We start from the raw sequence: 18,036 nt of genomic DNA on the forward strand, positions 1-18,036 counted from the left end.
CTCTACTTTTTAATGCCTATTATGGCCGTAGCACAAAGCGGTACTTTACAAGGTGTTATTTTAGACGAACAAAATCATCCCATTTCCAACGTAAATATAAAAGCAGGAACACAGGGTACACAATCAAACGAAAACGGGTTTTATTTTATAAAAATACCACATAACGAAAACGTAAAATTAGTTTTTACCCACTTGTCTTTTAAATCTATTACTGCTAGTTTTAATTTAAAAGATGGCGAGATTTTTGAATTCAATCCTGTAATGAATACCAAAGTAGAACAAATTGCTACCGTAGTGTTATCTGGAACAAAACGTAAAGATGTACAAGGCATAGTCACTTTAAACCCTACAGTAATTCGTAAAATACCAGGAGCAAATCCAGGTATAGAAAATCTTTTAAAAACGCTTCCTGGAGTAAGCAGTAATAACGAGTTAAGTACACAATACTCTGTGCGTGGAGGAAATTACGACGAAAACCTTGTTTATGTAAATGGTATAGAAGTGTACCGACCGTTTTTAGTCCGTTCTGGTCAACAAGAAGGGTTAAGTTTTGTAAATACCGATATGGTACAAAATGTAGACTTTTCTGCTGGTGGGTTTCAAGCCAAATATGGCGATAAATTATCTTCGGTATTAGATATTACATATAGAAAACCAGTCAATTTTGGTGTGAATGCCGATTTAAGTTTACTTGGCGGAAGCGTATCTGTAGAAGGTATTAGTAAAGATTCTAAATTCACTGGTCTTGTTGGTTTACGTTACCGCGACAACAGTTTATTGGTAAATGCTAAAGAAACCGAAACTAATTACGATCCTAAATTTGCAGATATACAGACGTATTTTACGTATCAATTTACAGATAAATTCAGTTTAAATTTCTTAGGAAATGCATCTATAAATAAATACAATTACGAACCAGAAACACGTCAGACTAACTTCGGAACTTTAGATGATGCACAAGCCTTGTTGGTATATTACGAGGGCGAAGAAAAGGATGCATACCAAACACTTTTTGGTGCTTTAGAAGCGACTTACAACGTTAACGACGACTTAAGCCTGCATGTTGTTGGATCTACTTATCATACCACAGAAGAAGAACACTTCGATATTTTAGCCGAATACAGATTAGGTGAGGTAAATAGTAATATAGGTGATGAAGATTTAGGTGAAGTTGAATATAGCGAAGGTATTGGCGGACAACTTAACCATGGAAGAAACGATTTAGATGCTTTAATTACAAACATAGAACACAAAGGAACATATACTAAAAATGGTAACGATTTTAATTGGTCTATTAAATATACCAATGAAGATATTCGTGATAGATTGGTAGAATGGGAAGTTATCGATTCTGCAGGATTCTCTATTAATGCACCTGATTATTATGTACCTAACGACCAACCATACAATGCTTACGAAGGCCCGTTAGTTGCCTATCAGAATGTAAGAGCTACTAATAGTACCAAAATAAATCGCTTACAAGCATATGCACAATGGAGTCGTCGTTTTGAAATGGGCGAACATGAAGTTTGGGTAAACGCAGGTATTCGTTCTCATTCTTGGACCGTAAGTGGCGACAATATTGATAAAACATCGCAAACAGTATTTAGTCCTAGAGCTCAATTTGCTATAAAACCAAATTGGAAAACCGATATGTTATTTAGAGTCTCTGGAGGATTATATTATCAGCCGCCATTTTACAGAGAATTAAGAGATGCAACAGGAACAGTAATTCCAGAAGTAAAAGCTCAAAAATCAATTCATTTTGTAGTGGGTAACGATTATAGTTTCCAAATGTGGGAACGTCCTTTTAAATTAACTACCGAAGCTTACTATAAAGACATAACCAATGTAAACCCATATACCGTAGAAAATGTACGGATTAGATATAGTGCAAGCAATAATGCCGTAGCATATGCTTACGGATTAGATTTGCGTTTAAACGGCGAGTTTGTTCCTGGAACAGAATCTTGGTTTAGTTTCGGATATTTAAAAACGGAAGAAAATATCGATAACCGTGGGTATATTGCAAGACCAACAGATCAGCGTTTAAAATTTGGTGCCTTATTTCAAGATTATGTACCAAACATACCTGCTATGAAAATGTATTTAAATCTGGTATATAACACAGGATTACCGGGAGGCTCACCAAGTTATGCAGATCCTTACAACTACCAAACCAGACTTCCCGATTATAAACGTGCAGATTTAGGATTGCAATATGTTATTGTAGAAGAGAATAAAGAATTCCAAAATGGTTGGAAAAAACCTTTTAAATATTTATCTGTAGGATTCGAGATTTTTAATGTATTCGATGTACAAAATTCAATCACAAATACGTGGGTACGCGATGTATATAGTAAAAAACAATATGCAATCCCGAATTATTTAACACCTAGAGTTTTTAACATTAGAACGACTATGAAATTTTAATTTACAAAAAACATAAATACTTGTAAAACAATAGTTTGCATATAATTTAACCATATATAAAAATCAAATTATCTATTTTTATAATTTCAGGAGCTTTAAACGTTATAAGAGAATAACATAAAAACAGACTCATCCTCTTTTTGCTTTCTTTTTTATAGATTTTAATTTAGTGCTTTTTATTAAAATGCTAACTTAAGCAATCTATAATTAATAGAGACTTCTAGCCTACTCATAAAAATAATCTCAGATTTTATATTCGCTTTTCTTTACTAAATTTAGTGTTTAAACAAAAAAAGAGAACTTATAAATATTCTTAGCTACTTTATAGAAAAAGCAGATTGGTACATCTCATAGATCTATAATTTTAAAACACCTTATAATTTTCATTTGTTTATATCTAAATATTATTTATTACAAAAAAAAGAGCTAGTCAAGAGCATTCAATAAACATTTAACTAAATAACCATAAAAATCATGACTTATATTATTCCATTAATTATTATTCTAGCAATTGGCGGATATTTTCTTTACATGAAAAAATCAGGAAAATTTGATGCCTTAGGAAATAATTATGTAGAAGCAGAAAAAGAAGCTACAGAAAAATTTGACGACTATTTTAAAGACTTCAAAAATGACCCGAATACCTTTAAGCCAATTGTAGATATTGTTGGAGGAGATTTTGAGGCAATAGCCTCATGTAAAAAACCTAAAAGTATTGTAGGTGCCGTTGCAGACACGGCCAAAACAATGCTTACAGGCGTTGTTATTGAAAACACAAATGAGCATTTATTAGTTCTTCAAAATGATAAAATTCATTATATAGAATACAATACAGGGAGTAAAACTTCTGCAAAACACTGGGAGTTTAGAAAACAAAACATTAATAATTTTGAGTTTAAAAAAGGACAGTTAACAGATAATTTAAACCAATCCATGTCTTTTAAATTAAAAAGCGGAGGTGAGAGTGGAGATACTCAAAAAAACAGTGACTTACATAAATTATCATTTGAAAGTAAAGATAAAACGTATGCGTTTTTTGTTTACGACGCAGTAGGTTTTGGAGCTGGTTTTGAAGTAGAAAATAAAATTGGAAATATGGCTATGAATCAAACTAAAGACGATGTTTTAAAAGGAACACTTTTACCTATCAAGCTAGGAAAATTATTCTTTGATAAAATAAAAAATTTCAAATAAAACTAATAGTAACACTATATAATATTCCAGATCATAATACATTAATACTTATTACGGTCTGGAATATTCTTTTAAAGATCAAAACAAAGATTAGTTACTGCATACCTTCTACTCAAAACCTGAATCTACTTCCAAAAAAATTGGAATGAAAATGAAGCGTTTTATAAAATGAGAAACAACCAAAACAACCAACTTCTAATCTGTTTTATAAAATGAAACTTTTATAAAAGGCTTTTATTGACTCATCATCTCCACATTCAGCTACTGCATTTATACCCCATAATATTATAAAAGTAAAATTTACTGAAGCAGTAACACATAATAGTAAAATCTAAAAAACAAGTACAGCTTAATAACTTAAAATCAGGAAAATTATTAAAAACAAATATTTACTGGTTCCCAGCGCTTATAAATCAGATACTGTTTTCTATCACAAAAAACTTTAATATTACAGTAAATAATTAGGAACAATAAAGCTAGGTACAAGTTATAAAACACGTTAAGTAATAATAAGACGAATAATTAATTAATATCTGAAAATAAAAATTTTAAACAAATAAAATGACATTAGAAAGATTTAAAAATCAATGCCTTGGAAGCCTAGAAATGCCTGAAATTTTAGCAAAAATTTATCAATTTGAGGCTAAACATCATTTTTTTTGCAAAGATTTCCAAATTTCAGTTGAAGAAATAAGTTTACCAATAGACGATGTATTTACATACAATCAATACATCAAGCCTTTTGGATACACGGGAGATGGTTTAACTGCGTTTTGGGTACAAGAAAATAAAGATGTAGAAAATGCTCCAATTGTCTATTTTAATTCAGGAGGATCAATGCGAATTATAGCTAAAAATTTTAAAACGTTTATGCAAATACTAACTCTTGATGTAGAAATTTGTAGCGACATGTTTAAAATTAAAGCAGATTATAAAGAGAGCGAATACAAGCAAACATACATTAAGTGGATAAAAAAAGAATTTGATTTAGATCCGGTTTGTGATATTAAAACAGATGAAAGATACGGTTACAGTAAAGATATTATTAATATTATAGATGAAGCTGAAATGTTATATAAAGCTAAGTTTATGGCTTGGCATGAACCTTTTAGCGACATTGAAGATTACTATAATGACTTTTAAATAGCCACACGCCAAAACCTTAACATAATAATACATTATTTAATAATTAAGATGTATTAGCCATTTCAAATATTTTTTCAGGAGTAACCACTAATTATATAAAGCACATTGTAACCAGCATAAAAAACAATTACAAACACATAACACACTAATAACTACCAACTGTTTATCAACACATTATCAGTACACTCTATTGTTTACATTTAACTAACCAACCTTAATTGAAACTAGAAAAAAAACCATGAAGAAACCATTTTTAATTTTTACTTTTTTAATTGCTTCGACTTTTAATTTAAGTGCCCAGAATAATTCCATTCCCCAAACTATAGCACAACAAAAAGCAGCTAAAAATATAGCTATGGAATGGATTAAGCTATTTTACGAAGTAGACAACACAGATGCGTTACTTAATATCTCTAAAATTCCTTTTGCCGTCTCTAATGAACAAATTCTGAATTCTGAATCAGAATTAAAAACATTATACAAAAAAATAATTAATGGCAAAAGCGAAATCACAGCATCTAAAATTTCTTCAGAAGTTTATAGTTCAAGATATGAAATTATAGATAAATGTATTCCCATTAATGTTTTAATTATTATGGTGACTTTAGTAGAAACAGATTCAGATAATGAAACGTTTTCTAGAAGTATAGGCGTAAGTGTAGAACTTTCCGGAAACAATGTGAAAATAATAGGGCTTACAGACAAATAATTAAAATGTAAGTTACAAACCAGATTATTAGATAAAGGGTAAAAGAAACAGAAAAGGCATTATTCCCCACTCTCCTACCTCAGAAACAGAAAAATAACACACTCCTATTTTATTTTTTAAAATATTAACCCAACACAATTTATATAACACATATTCACCACTAACAACAAAATTACAACATGAAAACAATTAAAAAAGTTATTCTATTTAGTTTCTTAATTTTTGGAATCACTAGTTCTTATGCAAAAGTTAAAATTCCTTTTGGTAAAAAAGAAGTAATTACTATCGTATCTGAATTACCAGATAACGACATGTATAAAACTGCAGAAAACAGTAATGAGTACCTAGATTTAGCTACTATACATGAAGAATTTAATGTTGCTTGGATTTTACCTTTATGGATTACTCAAGACCCGAGGCTTGTTTTATATAATGAAAAAACAGAGACATATTATGACGTTTCTAATGAAGAAATGACAGCGATATTAAAAGATAATAATATTACTAAAGAAGATGTTTTAAAAGTTCCTTTTTATAATAAATATGGAGGAAAAGCCATTCTTCTATTACTTATAATACTAATTATTTGGAGCAATTTAAGTAAATCAGAAAATAACGTAGAAGCTAAAGAACTATAAATTATGAATACATTTTTATTACCAGCAATAATACTATCTGTGGGATTTCTCTTGATGTTTTATATGATGAGAAGAAACAAGAAACATATAAACAATGAAGATTTAGACAAAGAAATATTAAATGCAGACCAATACCAGAGAGATTTTTTAGATAAAGATTACGCTTACATTAAGGGTTGGATGAAAAACGCTACAATAGATGCATTTACATCTGCTTCTATTCCTTATACAAATGCAGATAAAGCTAAGGACATGGGTAAAGATATCTTAAAGTCGGCAATGACATTAGGTACCGTAAAATACACCACTGTAGAAACACCCGCTTTTGTTGTATTAAGTGAAGGTAAAATGCACTATTTTAGTACAGATGTATATGGAGATTTAAAAGAACATTTAATATTTAACTCAGACCGTTTCACTAACACCTAGTAAATCTAAAGAAATCATTCCTAGTAAATACATTTTTACCTTTAATATAGATGGAACAAAAAGCATCATAGAAATTCATAACGCATTAGAATTTAATAGTGATATGTCTTCTATGTTGGGTAGTAACTATTCTAAAACGTTAACAAAAAACAGAGTTATGGGAGAACAATTTTACACTAAAATAAGTGTACTGTATCCCAACTTAAGAGTGAAAAGTTAATTTTTTTAATTGTTAAATTTTCAAAACCGAATTCAATATATTTTGAATTCGGCTTTTTTTATGTCAATTAAACAATATCCTTTTTAATTACACATCTCCCCTATTTTAGTACATTATTTAACTACGTCTTAAAAGGCGCCAGATACTATGGTATTAAATCGCAATCCAGAAGTCGATTTGGAAGATCTTGGTTATAAATTTGCTATTAAACTAAAAAAGTTAAATATTAAACCTTAATAAAACTCAAGAGAAATCTAAGAAATTTGATTCTTTACCTACTATATTCAGTTGCTTTATACAAAAACGTAATACTTATTATAAATTTAAAAATAGAGCTGATAAACGTTTAAAAATAGAATAACAGATTATTAATATAGTTAGAAATAGACGTGAATTCTTTCCTAGAAAAGGTATGTAAAAACCTGTAAAACAATTAAATTTTTATTTTAGAAAAGCAATTCTTAAAGTTTGTAGATATCAACTATTCAATATATTAAGAACTAAAAACAGGCTTACTCTAAGAAAAAAACACAGTACTAAGACAACCAACTCAAATCATCGATTTTATAAACATAATAAAAGATATATGTTATAGAAAACAGGTTAGTTAAGGACTTAAAAACAGAAAAAGAGCACTTAATAATGCTATATATTAAGCTAAAGATATTAGAGAACTCATACATCATTCCTATAAAGGAATAGCTAATCTTAGTTACAAACTAGTTATACCCTAAATATCGTTCTAGAACATAATATAACACACAAGAAGCTTAAAAAAGGTATTAAATAATAACTAAAAAAATCTCAGATTAATATTTAATCTGAGATTTAAAACTTATGCAGTTTAAAAATACTGCCTTTATTTAGTCTGAATTAGCGTTTAATAGCTTATCCTTCTAGACCTTCTGTACATTTTAGAACGTTATCTTTATCCGTTTCAAATTCAAATTGAAACGTGTTGGTGTTTCTTACTCTGTCTCCGTAATACGTAGTTTCACCATTTGGTTTTTCGCCTTCTATAATAAATTTAACCGTTATTTTATTTTCATTAGAAACATTAATATTAAAGTCTTTTACATGAAAATTAGAGAATTCATCTGTTGTGCCTTCAATCATTTTAATGGCTTTATTGTAGTTTTCTAAAATGATATTAAAATCAATGTCTTTAACCATTACCTTACCTTGTCTGTCTTTAAAGTATGATTCATTTTGAAACGCATCTTGAATTGCTGTTGGCTCCATTTTCATTCCATAAGTACCCGTTATAAAAGATTGAGAATATGCCTTATTATTTTCTAAGAATGTTATTGTAGCCATTTCAAATTCACTTGTTAAATGGTCTTTTGTTGTCAAAGACATACCATGTATAGCTCTATCGCCACCAAATTGCTCTATCAAGTTAGTTTTTAACCCCTTAAGTTCTTCTGCATTGTTAAGATGGTAAGTGTCGCTTCCGCTAGATCCACAAGATTGAAGACAAAGAAGTAAAAACGTATAAACGATTAATATTGTAGTTTTCATATAATTGTAATTTTAATTAATTTATAGTATAAAGCATTTACACCTTACATTTCAAGTTGTAAATTACCATCCTTATCAAAAGTAAATTCAAATTCATAATAGTTAGTTACTATAGATTTACCTTCCATATGGCTTCCTTCAGATTTCTTAGTACCATTTAGCGTAAAAGTTGATGTTACCTTATTGTTTTTGTCAACAACAAACTCCCATTCGTACATTACAAAATCATGGTATTCATCAGTTTCTGATTTTATTATTTCAACGGCTTTATTAAAACTTGGAGGAATCTGCTCAAAATTAAATTCAGATATTTTTATAGCACCATCATGTAAATTTCTTTGAATTATTGATTTTTTAGGATCGTTAACTACCTTTAAAAAATAATCTTGAGAATATTCTTTACCGTCTCTAATATAAGTTATTTGAGCTCTTTCAAATTGGCTAGATAGGTAATCATCTGCTCTAAGAATTAATTTGTTAACCATCTTGTCAGCACCAAGTTTTTCTTCAACTGTCGCTTTTATTTTTGAAATGTCATCTGCATTATCTAAGTTTTTTGGAACAAGGGCATCTGCACCACAAGATGATAATGTTAATACTAAAACGGCTAAAAAGGTTTTTAAAATGTTTTTCATAATGTTTGATTTGTTTTCGCTAAAATATTTAACGCGTAAATGGATTAATTTTTAATTTATGTTTTTTGAACACTAAACTGTTTATGATTAATTTTTATAATTAAAGACGGCACAAAAACTATTATTGATTTGTTCACTACAAGATTACAGGATTATGTAATCTATTTAAGATGCCAACATTTATTCGTTAACGATGAGTCTATATTTGATAATTATAAGTGTTCGATCTTTAAATACTAAAGAAGAAGAAATCTATTTGTGAGTCGTACTATTAGATAAGTAGCACATGATAAAAATTCACACCTATTAAATTATAACTAGCTAACAACATATAAATAGCATATAGAACGCTTAAACCATTTTTAGAAGAATGGGAACTTATGCCATACATAAATCCTTCTTTACAAATACGATAAACAATATACACGAATTGCAAATCATACTAAAAAGAGAAGAAACAGGTTTAACAAATGCAACATTGCTTAATAATTTTTAGATGCACGATTAAAAAACAGTAATTATAATTGAAAACAAAAAAAATCGAATATTAACTCTTTCCTTACAAATAAATGTTGGCACCTTAAATACCAGTAGTCATATTGTATCATTGCCTTAAATAAACAAATCAAATATTATGTTAGAAATATTAGCACTCAGTTATTTTGCAAAGCAAATAAAAAAAATAGCAGAAGAAAAAGGTATTAAACCAGGAAAATGGATAGCGGCTACATTTATATCTTGGTTTGTAATCGAAATATTAATTTTCATACTTGCTTTTACATTTTTTAATGTTGATAGAGATGGAATTGTTGTCGTTATGATACCTGCAGTATTAATATCAGCGACAGTAGCTTTTATTATTTTAGAAAAATTGAAACAACAAGAACCAATTAAAATTAATTAAAATGGAAAAATTCATTATTAATACAGAAGCCACTTTTATTAAAAATATATTACTCACGAACGATGTTTTAAACATTTCAGATGGAGATTACAAAACAAAGAATGCGTTTTTAGAAAAAATGAATGCCGAAAAGAAAGGAATTTTAGATACACAACATACAATCGCATATTCTAAAATAACTAAAATAGTTCCTTTTGAAAATGAAAATGGAATTCAACTTTTCTTTGTTGAAAAAAAGAAAAAAGAGAAAACATATTTAGAACTAAATTCTATTGAAGAATATACTGAAGTACTTCAATACATAACACACAAAACCAATCATTTATCACTACAAAGCATACAAAATAAGCCTATATCGAGTTGGATAAAACAAGCTGGTTACACCTTAGTGTCTTTAATTTTTACTTTAGCAATTACCTTTACCGCTGTTGCCATTGAAGCAGGTAAGAATGTTACTATAACAGGTGGAAAACGCGGATTAAAAAGAATTATGCTATCTATAGCAGAAACATTAGGAACATTAAATTCCGTTATTGTTGGGACTTTAATAACACTTGGTTTTGCATTTTGGACTTATAAAAAATATATAAACGGGCAAGTCTCTATAAAGGCATATCAATAAATAAATTTATAAAAAAATAAATAGTCGCTTTAGCACTCTTCACTGTATTCTTTTCTACTTGTAACGGACAAAATAATACCATGTAAAATGTACTATATTAGATAGTCTTTCTATTGGAGAAGCCAAGGAATTACTATTTCAAGATTAACGAAGTATAGCGATCATGCTAAGTTTATCTTCTTTATAAATTGATTTAGACCTACAAACCGAGAGCGTTGGTAAATCTTCTCAAACCTTATTTAAGGATGAGCTAATTCGTATTTACACTAAAGATTCTATTGTAAATCAGGTTAAAGAATTAATTAAGAGTCAAGGTTTTCAAAAAAAGGGTATGGTAATCATTTTTCAAATTTTCAACTTATATCTTAATAGTAAAGATCCAAACCATTGAAAATGGGAATGAGAATTTCTATATTTTAAGAATAAAAAGAGCTGAAGCACATACTTTTTATTAAAAAATAATTATTGCATCTATTAAATTAATTGATAAGGGTTTGGTACAGGAGGTTACTAAAAATATTGTAATTCAAGAATCTTTAAGAATGAACAAATTAGAATTAAATCGTTAAATAAATCAACATTCAATCTATGAAAACACTAAAAACACCAAACTTTATTATAATACTAACCTTATTATTTGGGGTATTTACAGCATGCGAAACTCAATACTCAGAAAAAGTTGTAGAAGATGCTTTGTGGAGAGATGATATTGTAAAGGTTAAACAACTTTTAAAAAAAGTAGATATAGATACATTAAGATTTCTTGATGGAAGAAATATTTTACAAATAGCCATTTTAAGAGGCGCAACAAATGTGTCTAATTATTTAATAGAAAACAGTAATTTACAAGACTCTACAGATAATTATGGCTACACAGCTTTGCATATAGCTATTCTAGAAGATCATAATGAAAAGGCAAGCTTATTGGTAAACAAAGGCAGTGATTTAAATATTTTGGACGATAGTGGATATACACCATTACATTATGCTATTTTAAAAGAGAATATTGATTTAGTAAAGCAAATGGTGGCAAAAGGTGCTAATATTAATTCTAAAACAGCTAGTATGAAAAATACACCTTTACATTTAAGTATTGAATTAGAAAATGCAGATCTTGTTGCTTTTTTCAATTCTAAAAATGCCATAGATACCATTACAGATTATAATAATAAAACAGTAAAAATGCTCGCACTAGAATCTATCAATCCTAAAATAGTAAATATGTATTTTGATAGTTTTTCAAATGAAGAAAAAAATGTTTTACTTTACAATACCATTAGTCAAGATAGTATAACAACAAACTTACAACAGTGGTTAGGCCAGAAATGGGTTTCAAAAGAGACGGTAAAAGAAGGTTTTGTATTTGCTAAATATTCTACTATTACTGCATTATTATTAAAAAACGGAATAGACATTAATACCGTTTCAAATAGATATGGTTATGCCGCCATTAATAATGCTGCAATCTGTGGAAATATTAAAATGTTAGCTTTTTTAATTGAAAATGGAGCTGATATTAATAAAATAAGTGATAGAGAAAGAAGCCCTTTAATGCAAGCGTCAAAATTACATGATCCGCTTATCATAAATCAAGAAATTGGTGATTTTGAAATATCTATGAATCCAGCATTTTTAAAAAATTTAGAAACTAGCCCCGATAAAAATGCAGAAAATAGTTTGGCTTGTGTAAAATTATTGATTGCTAATAATGCAAAACTTAATTACACCAATAAAGATAAAGAAAATGCACTATATATTGCAGAATCTACTTTTAATCCTAAAGTGGTAGATTATTTAAAGGAACAAGGCGCAAAAGAATCAAAACCCTTTGTAGAAAGTCAATCTAGTAAAACAAGGCGGACTATGGATAATATTAATAGAAGTGTTGAGAATAATAAAAACCTGTATGGCTATTAAAACCTATTTAAAAGTGAAACTACAATATTTAATAGTCTGTTTTTTTATGTTACTTTTTGTAACATCACTTAGCGGACAAAATAATGTAGAAAAACTTTTTACAAATAGAGAATACACTAAGGTTATAGAGATTTTAAGAGAAAAAGAAGCTAAAGAACCACTCACATTACGCGATTATTTTTTACTAACAAAGTCTTATGGTCGTACCCAACAATATGCAAATGGTTTAATTTACTCTAACCAAATGATTGGTAGAAGTTTAAAAGACAAAGACACTACCAATTTGATAAAGGCCTTTAATTTAAAAGCTGAAAACTTAATAGATTCTGGTGGCTATAATGATGGTCTTATATTTTGTGAAAATGTAAGCCCTATTTTTAGAGAACAAGACTCCATAGTATTTCAAAACTTATGCTTTAAATGGGGTATGATGTATTACCATACAGACCAATATCAAAAAGCTTATGAAACCTATAATAAAATTACCTTACCAAAATATAGAACTCTAAATCTATTTAATAATAATTACGCTTTAACTCTTATGGGGTTAGAAAAATGGGATGAAGCCTTATACTATTTTAAAAAATCGATTAAACAATACAAGTCTAATAATAACACAGAAAGCTTAAATTTAAACTACTCTAATATTTCAATTGTTTATATGCATCTTGGAAAGTGGGAAGAATCAAAAGTATATTTAGATTCAGCGGCTAGTGTCTTAAATAGTGACAGTCCATTACGAGCAAAAAAAGGAATTTATACCAATTATTTTAAATTATATCAAATTCAAGGAAATCAGGAGAAGGCTGCCCGTTATCTAGAATTAATTTCACAAGTAAACGAAAATATTTACAGAGCAAAAATCAATGAAGAAATCGATGCTCTTGAGACTTCCAACAGAAGAGAAGACCAATTAAAAGGAAAGATTAGATCATCTGAAAAACAAAAACTTTGGGGAGCAATTGCCTCATTATTGGCTTTAATAGGTTTTATAAGTACTATTTTCTATTTTAAATATAAAAATGTAAAAGCTGCTCATGAGAAATCTGTGACAGAGCAACAGCTTCTACGTTCCCAAATGACCCCACATTTTATTTTTAATTCGTTGTCTGTAATTCAGGGTATGATATTAAATAAAGAAGATAAAAAAGCAGTAAAGTATTTGTCTAAATTTTCTAAATTATTAAGGCTAATTTTAGAAAGCTCAAGAGAAAAATTAGTATCTGTTAAAGAAGAACTTTTAGCTATGCAAAGTTATGTAGAATTGCAAAACCTAAGCCGATTGCAACCGTTTGAATATAATGTAGATATAGATGAATCTATAAATGAAGAAGACATCCTTATTCCTCCAATGCTAATTCAACCTTTTATAGAAAATGCTATAGAACATGGATTTAAAGATCAAATAGACAATCCGAAAATTAAAATAGAATTAACAACCAAACAAAATGTGCTTATTTGTGTTATAAAAGATAATGGAATAGGTCTTAATGCAACCAAAAACACAACTAAAAGTCATAAAAACTCGCTTGCCACAAAGATTACTTCAGAGCGTTTAAAAATATTGTCTAAAGATTTTAAGATCGAATCGAATCTTATTCTCGAAGACAGAGAAAAATATAACGAAAAGGGAACTCAGGTAACGTTAATGATTCCGTTTAAAAAAGAAACATGAAAATGAAAGCTTTAATAGTAGAAGACGAATTATACATTAGAAAAGGACTTCTAGCTATGATAAATAGTTTAGATAAAGACATTACAATTTTAGGCGAATGCGAATCTGTAAAAGAGGCTGCTACGGTAACCAATGCTTGTAAACCAGACCTTATTTTCTTAGATATTAATTTACGTGATGGCAATGCTTTCGATTTCTTAGAGCAAGTTGAAAACCTAGATTTTCAGGTAATTTTTATAACCGCATACGAGCAATATGCGTTACAAGCCATAAAAAATGGAGCTATAGATTATATTTTAAAACCAGTAGATATAGAAGAGCTAGAGTTAGCTATAGATAAGGCATTGGGTACAGACAAATCTGTACGCGAAGAACAAATTGAAATTGTAAAAGATCAGTTAATAAACAAAGACAAAAACAAACTAGTTTTGAGTTTGCAAGAAGGATATCAGGTTATTGATTTTAAAGAGTTGTTGTATTGTAAATCTGATAAAGGTTACACCACATTTTTCTTAACTAACGGGAAATCTTTTTTAGCTTCAAAACCTATTAAAGAATATGAAAGTCAATTACCCGAAGATAATTTTATCCGCACACACCAATCTTACATTGTTAATATGACTTTTGTAGATAAATACGATAAGAATGGCTATATCTATTTAAAAAGTGGCGAAAAAATACCAGTGGCTTCACGCAGAAAAGACAATTTTGTCTCTAAGTTAATTAAGGGATAGTTTAGCTGTTAGTTTAGAACTATAGTCTTTATAAAAATATTCTTTCAAGCTTTCTAATAATCAACATTAGTCTAATAGAGGTTCATCCTTTTTAGAAAAAACCGACTTCAAAAATAAAAAGATATTCTTGTTCCCGACACCTATAAATCAGAAAGGTATAAGCAGAAACGATACTATTCAAAATGTTTCATTCAAATCTAGCTCACGAATATTAATTCAACCCAATCACATATTAATTGCTTCATTTTTATTGATTGTATCTATTTTAATTTAGTTACTCATAATAACTAAATAATGGAAAACCACACCACACAAGAAATCGAATTAAAGGTTTTAGAGGCTTTACCACAGGAGAAAACTCAAGAAATGATGGCCCTTTACGGAACATCTATGAACATGGAAACTTATGCAAAATTATGTTTTGTACTATTGTTTGTACTCGTTTTAATTCATAATATATTTATTGCAGGTAATAGTTATGCCATAGATACTTACGATACTATCATGACTGTGGAGTTATCTATAGTAGGTGTTATTGTCTTTACAGTTTTTATAATTGCTGGTATTGCAATGTCTAAATTAAGCCAAATAAAAAAGTTAATTATAGAAAACAGTAAAAGATATAAGCTTAAAAAACAAGAACTAGGTAAGGAATTTAGCTTCTTAGCTATTCATTTATATGGTGGTCGAGGTATTACTATTAAGTAAATAAAAAATCTGGAAATATAAAATAGGATTAGCCATTAGCAGCCTATGAATAGTGTCTTGAGGTTCTAAAAGAAAGATCTCAAGAAAGAAGTTTTTTTATTCAAACTTAAACTTTAGGCCTATACAATTAACAACTCATCTTAAAGCACTTAAAGAGGTTCTATTCAACTTTTATTTATTAAATTACATACATAATCATGTAGCAAAATACTTTTGTACACCTCTTTAAAACAGACACTTTCTTTTTTTAAAATTGAATGTAATAGACCTTATTACATCTCTGCAGGTAGTGATTTTTTAAAATTTCAAAAAAAACCATTTAGAATAAATTTTTACGCGTTGTTTATTTGTACTCGTGGAAATATTATCATTGAAGTAGACAATAAAGAATATACAATTAGTAAAAATAATATACTTGTCTCTGCACCATCTACAACCATTTATATTAAAAACGTATCTGAAAATTTAAAAATAGATATGCTGTTATTCGAGAATAATTTCTTGCTTAAAAATGTAAGTGACCCCTTTATTGTTGAAAAAATTTTATTATTTCAGAACGACAACTATTCTCTGATTTTTACAGATATTACCGCTACAAAAAACCTGATTAATCTATTTATTTATTTAAAAGCCAAATCTGAAAAGCAAACGAAATTTACAGACGAAATTATTAGAACCATTATTTTTAATATGCTTTTAGAAATTGCAGAACTATCAGATCAGTTTAATACAGGAAACCCCCATGCTAACAAGTCTACTTCAGATTTACACCTAAAATTTAAAGAACTCGTTGCTAAACATATTTTAGAACATAAATCTGTCAATTTTTACTGCAAGAAATTAAACATATCAAATAAATATTTAATAGAAATTGTAAAAAAATCTAGCGAAAAAACACCACATGAAATTATAGATGAAATCTTACTTAAAGAAGCCTACATTCTATTAGGAAACACCAGTTTAACCATTTCAGAAATTTCGTTTAAACTTCAATTTAATTCGGTATCTGCTTTTGGTCGTTTTTTTAAAAAACACACAACACACTCTCCTACAGCTTACAGACAAAAGGAACACTTAAAGGCATAAAAAAACATTTAAGGACACTAAAACAGAAATTCAGGATAGTATTTAAGCGCAAGTTTGAAGTAACTTTATAATATATAATAATTAAAAAATCACACAATGAACTACAAATACGTAACTGTGGCTGGAAGTGGTGTTTTAGGATATCAAATTGCTTTCCAAACTGCTTTTCATGGATTTAATGTGACAGTCTATGATATAAATGATGACGTTCTAGATAAAGCAAAAGCTAGATTTAAAACATTATGTGAGAATTACAAAACAACTTTAAATGCTACAAAAGAACAATTAGATGCTACCTATAAAAATTTAAGTTACACTTCAGATTTAAAAGTAGCAGTAAAAGATGCCGATTTAATGATTGAAGCTGTCCCTGAGAATCCAAAGATTAAAATAGATTTTTATGAAAAACTAGGTCAGGTAGCTCCCAAAAAAACAATTTTTGCAACCAATTCTTCTACACTTATTCCTAGTCAATTTGCTCATGCAACAGGAAGACCTACTCAATTTTTAGCCTTGCATTTTGCTAATAAAATTTGGAAATACAATACAGCCGAAATTATGGGGCATCCAGAAACAGATCCTAAAGTATTTAACGATGTTGTGGCATTTGGTAAAGCTATAGGCATGCTAACTCTACCATTGCATAAAGAACACCATGGCTATATACTAAACTCATTATTAGTGCCTTTATTAAGAGCAGCGTCAGAATTACTTATAAAAGGAATTGCTGAACCTGAAATAATTGATAAAACATGGATGAAAGCCACTGGAGCTCCAGTTGGACCTTTTGCTATTCTAGATACGGTTGGCATAACAACAGCGTATAATATTTATAAAATGTCTGCAGAAAAAACTAAAGATCCTAATGCAATTAAAGCTGTAGAATACTTAAAAGAACATTTTATTGATAAAAATAGACTTGGCGTATCTACAGGAGAAGGTTTTTATAAATATCCAAACCCGACATACTTAGAACCTGATTTCTTAAAATAAGAAATGCACTCCTACAGTGTTAGTTTTTTTAGCGACTATTATGCTTAATTAAATTTTTGCTTTTAGTCGCTTTTGTATAAACAAAATGTACATGTATTACTTTGTATTTCTTTTTTAACACCTAATTTAATGCCTACTCTATTTTCTTAAAACTAAACGTTCCCAAAAGAAGAAAATAAAATTATAAGATTAAACAATTACGCTCCCATTTTCTAAAACACATATTATTTTCCCTTTCTTTTTGTATGAATTAAATTCGTTTCATAAAAGACAGTGTATTCATCAAATCATACGCGCTATTATTTTAAATCACAAAATTCTTATATTACTCTTTACTATTACCACGGTTTTATTAATTTCATTTTAAATAGACAGAAAAAACCTTGTACTATACATTAGGAATAGACTTATGAAACAAAAGAAAGAGAATCGAAAACAAACCAAAAAGACAAGGCGTATACTCCTTTTTATT

At 28.7% G+C, this 18,036-nt stretch carries 16 protein-coding genes; 14 read left to right on the forward strand and 2 right to left on the reverse strand.

Annotated elements, in window-relative coordinates; translation table 11 throughout:
- The first annotated feature begins 12 nt into the window (after positions 1–12).
- From Q1B05_RS12625 to Q1B05_RS12650, 6 genes are all read left to right on the forward strand, one after another.
- Positions 13–2,433 (forward strand): carboxypeptidase-like regulatory domain-containing protein, encoded by a 2,421-nt coding sequence (locus Q1B05_RS12625; protein ID WP_299781312.1) that lies wholly within the window; start codon positions 13–15, stop codon positions 2,431–2,433.
- A 474-nt stretch (positions 2,434–2,907) separates the two neighbouring features.
- Positions 2,908–3,627, forward strand: coding sequence for a hypothetical protein (locus Q1B05_RS12630; protein WP_299781201.1), 720 nt, complete (start codon positions 2,908–2,910; stop codon positions 3,625–3,627).
- 561 nt (positions 3,628–4,188) lie between these two features.
- Positions 4,189–4,770, forward strand: coding sequence for a hypothetical protein (locus Q1B05_RS12635; protein WP_299781203.1), 582 nt, complete (start codon positions 4,189–4,191; stop codon positions 4,768–4,770).
- Positions 4,771–5,011: 241 nt separating this feature from the next.
- On the forward strand, positions 5,012–5,482 hold the full coding sequence (locus Q1B05_RS12640; protein WP_299781205.1) for a hypothetical protein: 471 nt from the start codon (positions 5,012–5,014) through the stop codon (positions 5,480–5,482).
- Between the two features lie 179 nt (positions 5,483–5,661).
- The gene (locus Q1B05_RS12645) at positions 5,662–6,120 is read left to right on the forward strand and encodes a hypothetical protein (RefSeq protein ID WP_299781207.1); all 459 of its coding nucleotides are present in this window, start codon (positions 5,662–5,664) and stop codon (positions 6,118–6,120) included.
- Between the two features lie 3 nt (positions 6,121–6,123).
- Positions 6,124–6,549 carry a hypothetical protein gene (locus tag Q1B05_RS12650; RefSeq protein ID WP_299781209.1) on the forward strand — a complete coding sequence of 142 codons (426 nt, stop codon included), beginning with the start codon at positions 6,124–6,126 and terminating at the stop codon, positions 6,547–6,549.
- Positions 6,550–7,657: 1,108 nt separating this feature from the next.
- Here Q1B05_RS12650 and Q1B05_RS12655 read toward each other — a convergent pair.
- The gene (locus tag Q1B05_RS12655) at positions 7,658–8,290 is read right to left on the reverse strand and encodes a hypothetical protein (protein ID WP_299781211.1); all 633 of its coding nucleotides are present in this window, start codon (positions 8,288–8,290) and stop codon (positions 7,658–7,660) included.
- A gap of 44 nt (positions 8,291–8,334) precedes the next feature.
- Positions 8,335–8,925: a hypothetical protein gene (locus Q1B05_RS12660; RefSeq protein ID WP_299781213.1), complete on the reverse strand. Its 591-nt coding sequence runs from the start codon at positions 8,923–8,925 to the stop codon at positions 8,335–8,337.
- 634 nt (positions 8,926–9,559) lie between these two features.
- Here Q1B05_RS12660 and Q1B05_RS12665 point away from each other — a divergent pair.
- The 8 genes from Q1B05_RS12665 (at position 9,560) to Q1B05_RS12700 (ending at position 17,564) form a co-directional block, all read left to right on the forward strand.
- The gene (locus Q1B05_RS12665; protein ID WP_299781215.1) at positions 9,560–9,829 is read left to right on the forward strand and encodes a hypothetical protein; all 270 of its coding nucleotides are present in this window, start codon (positions 9,560–9,562) and stop codon (positions 9,827–9,829) included.
- A 1-nt stretch (position 9,830) separates the two neighbouring features.
- Positions 9,831–10,451, forward strand: a complete 621-nt coding sequence (locus Q1B05_RS12670) for a hypothetical protein (protein ID WP_299781217.1) — start codon at positions 9,831–9,833, stop codon at positions 10,449–10,451.
- 588 nt (positions 10,452–11,039) lie between these two features.
- Positions 11,040–12,368, forward strand: coding sequence for an ankyrin repeat domain-containing protein (locus tag Q1B05_RS12675; protein ID WP_299781219.1), 1,329 nt, complete (start codon positions 11,040–11,042; stop codon positions 12,366–12,368).
- The gene (locus tag Q1B05_RS12680; protein WP_299781221.1) at positions 12,358–14,043 is read left to right on the forward strand and encodes a histidine kinase; all 1,686 of its coding nucleotides are present in this window, start codon (positions 12,358–12,360) and stop codon (positions 14,041–14,043) included. Before Q1B05_RS12675 ends, Q1B05_RS12680 begins: the two co-directional genes overlap by 11 nt.
- Positions 14,040–14,777, forward strand: coding sequence for a LytTR family DNA-binding domain-containing protein (locus Q1B05_RS12685; RefSeq protein WP_299781223.1), 738 nt, complete (start codon positions 14,040–14,042; stop codon positions 14,775–14,777). Before Q1B05_RS12680 ends, Q1B05_RS12685 begins: the two co-directional genes overlap by 4 nt.
- A gap of 294 nt (positions 14,778–15,071) precedes the next feature.
- On the forward strand, positions 15,072–15,485 hold the full coding sequence (locus Q1B05_RS12690; protein ID WP_299781225.1) for a hypothetical protein: 414 nt from the start codon (positions 15,072–15,074) through the stop codon (positions 15,483–15,485).
- A 339-nt stretch (positions 15,486–15,824) separates the two neighbouring features.
- Complete coding sequence (locus Q1B05_RS12695; protein ID WP_299781227.1) at positions 15,825–16,571, forward strand: AraC family transcriptional regulator; 747 nt, start codon at positions 15,825–15,827, stop codon at positions 16,569–16,571.
- A 96-nt stretch (positions 16,572–16,667) separates the two neighbouring features.
- Positions 16,668–17,564, forward strand: a complete 897-nt coding sequence (locus tag Q1B05_RS12700) for a 3-hydroxyacyl-CoA dehydrogenase (RefSeq protein ID WP_299781228.1) — start codon at positions 16,668–16,670, stop codon at positions 17,562–17,564.
- The last annotated feature ends 472 nt before the right edge of the window (positions 17,565–18,036 follow it).

The organism is uncultured Formosa sp., assembly GCF_947500765.1.
GTDB lineage: Bacteria > Bacteroidota > Bacteroidia > Flavobacteriales > Flavobacteriaceae > Formosa.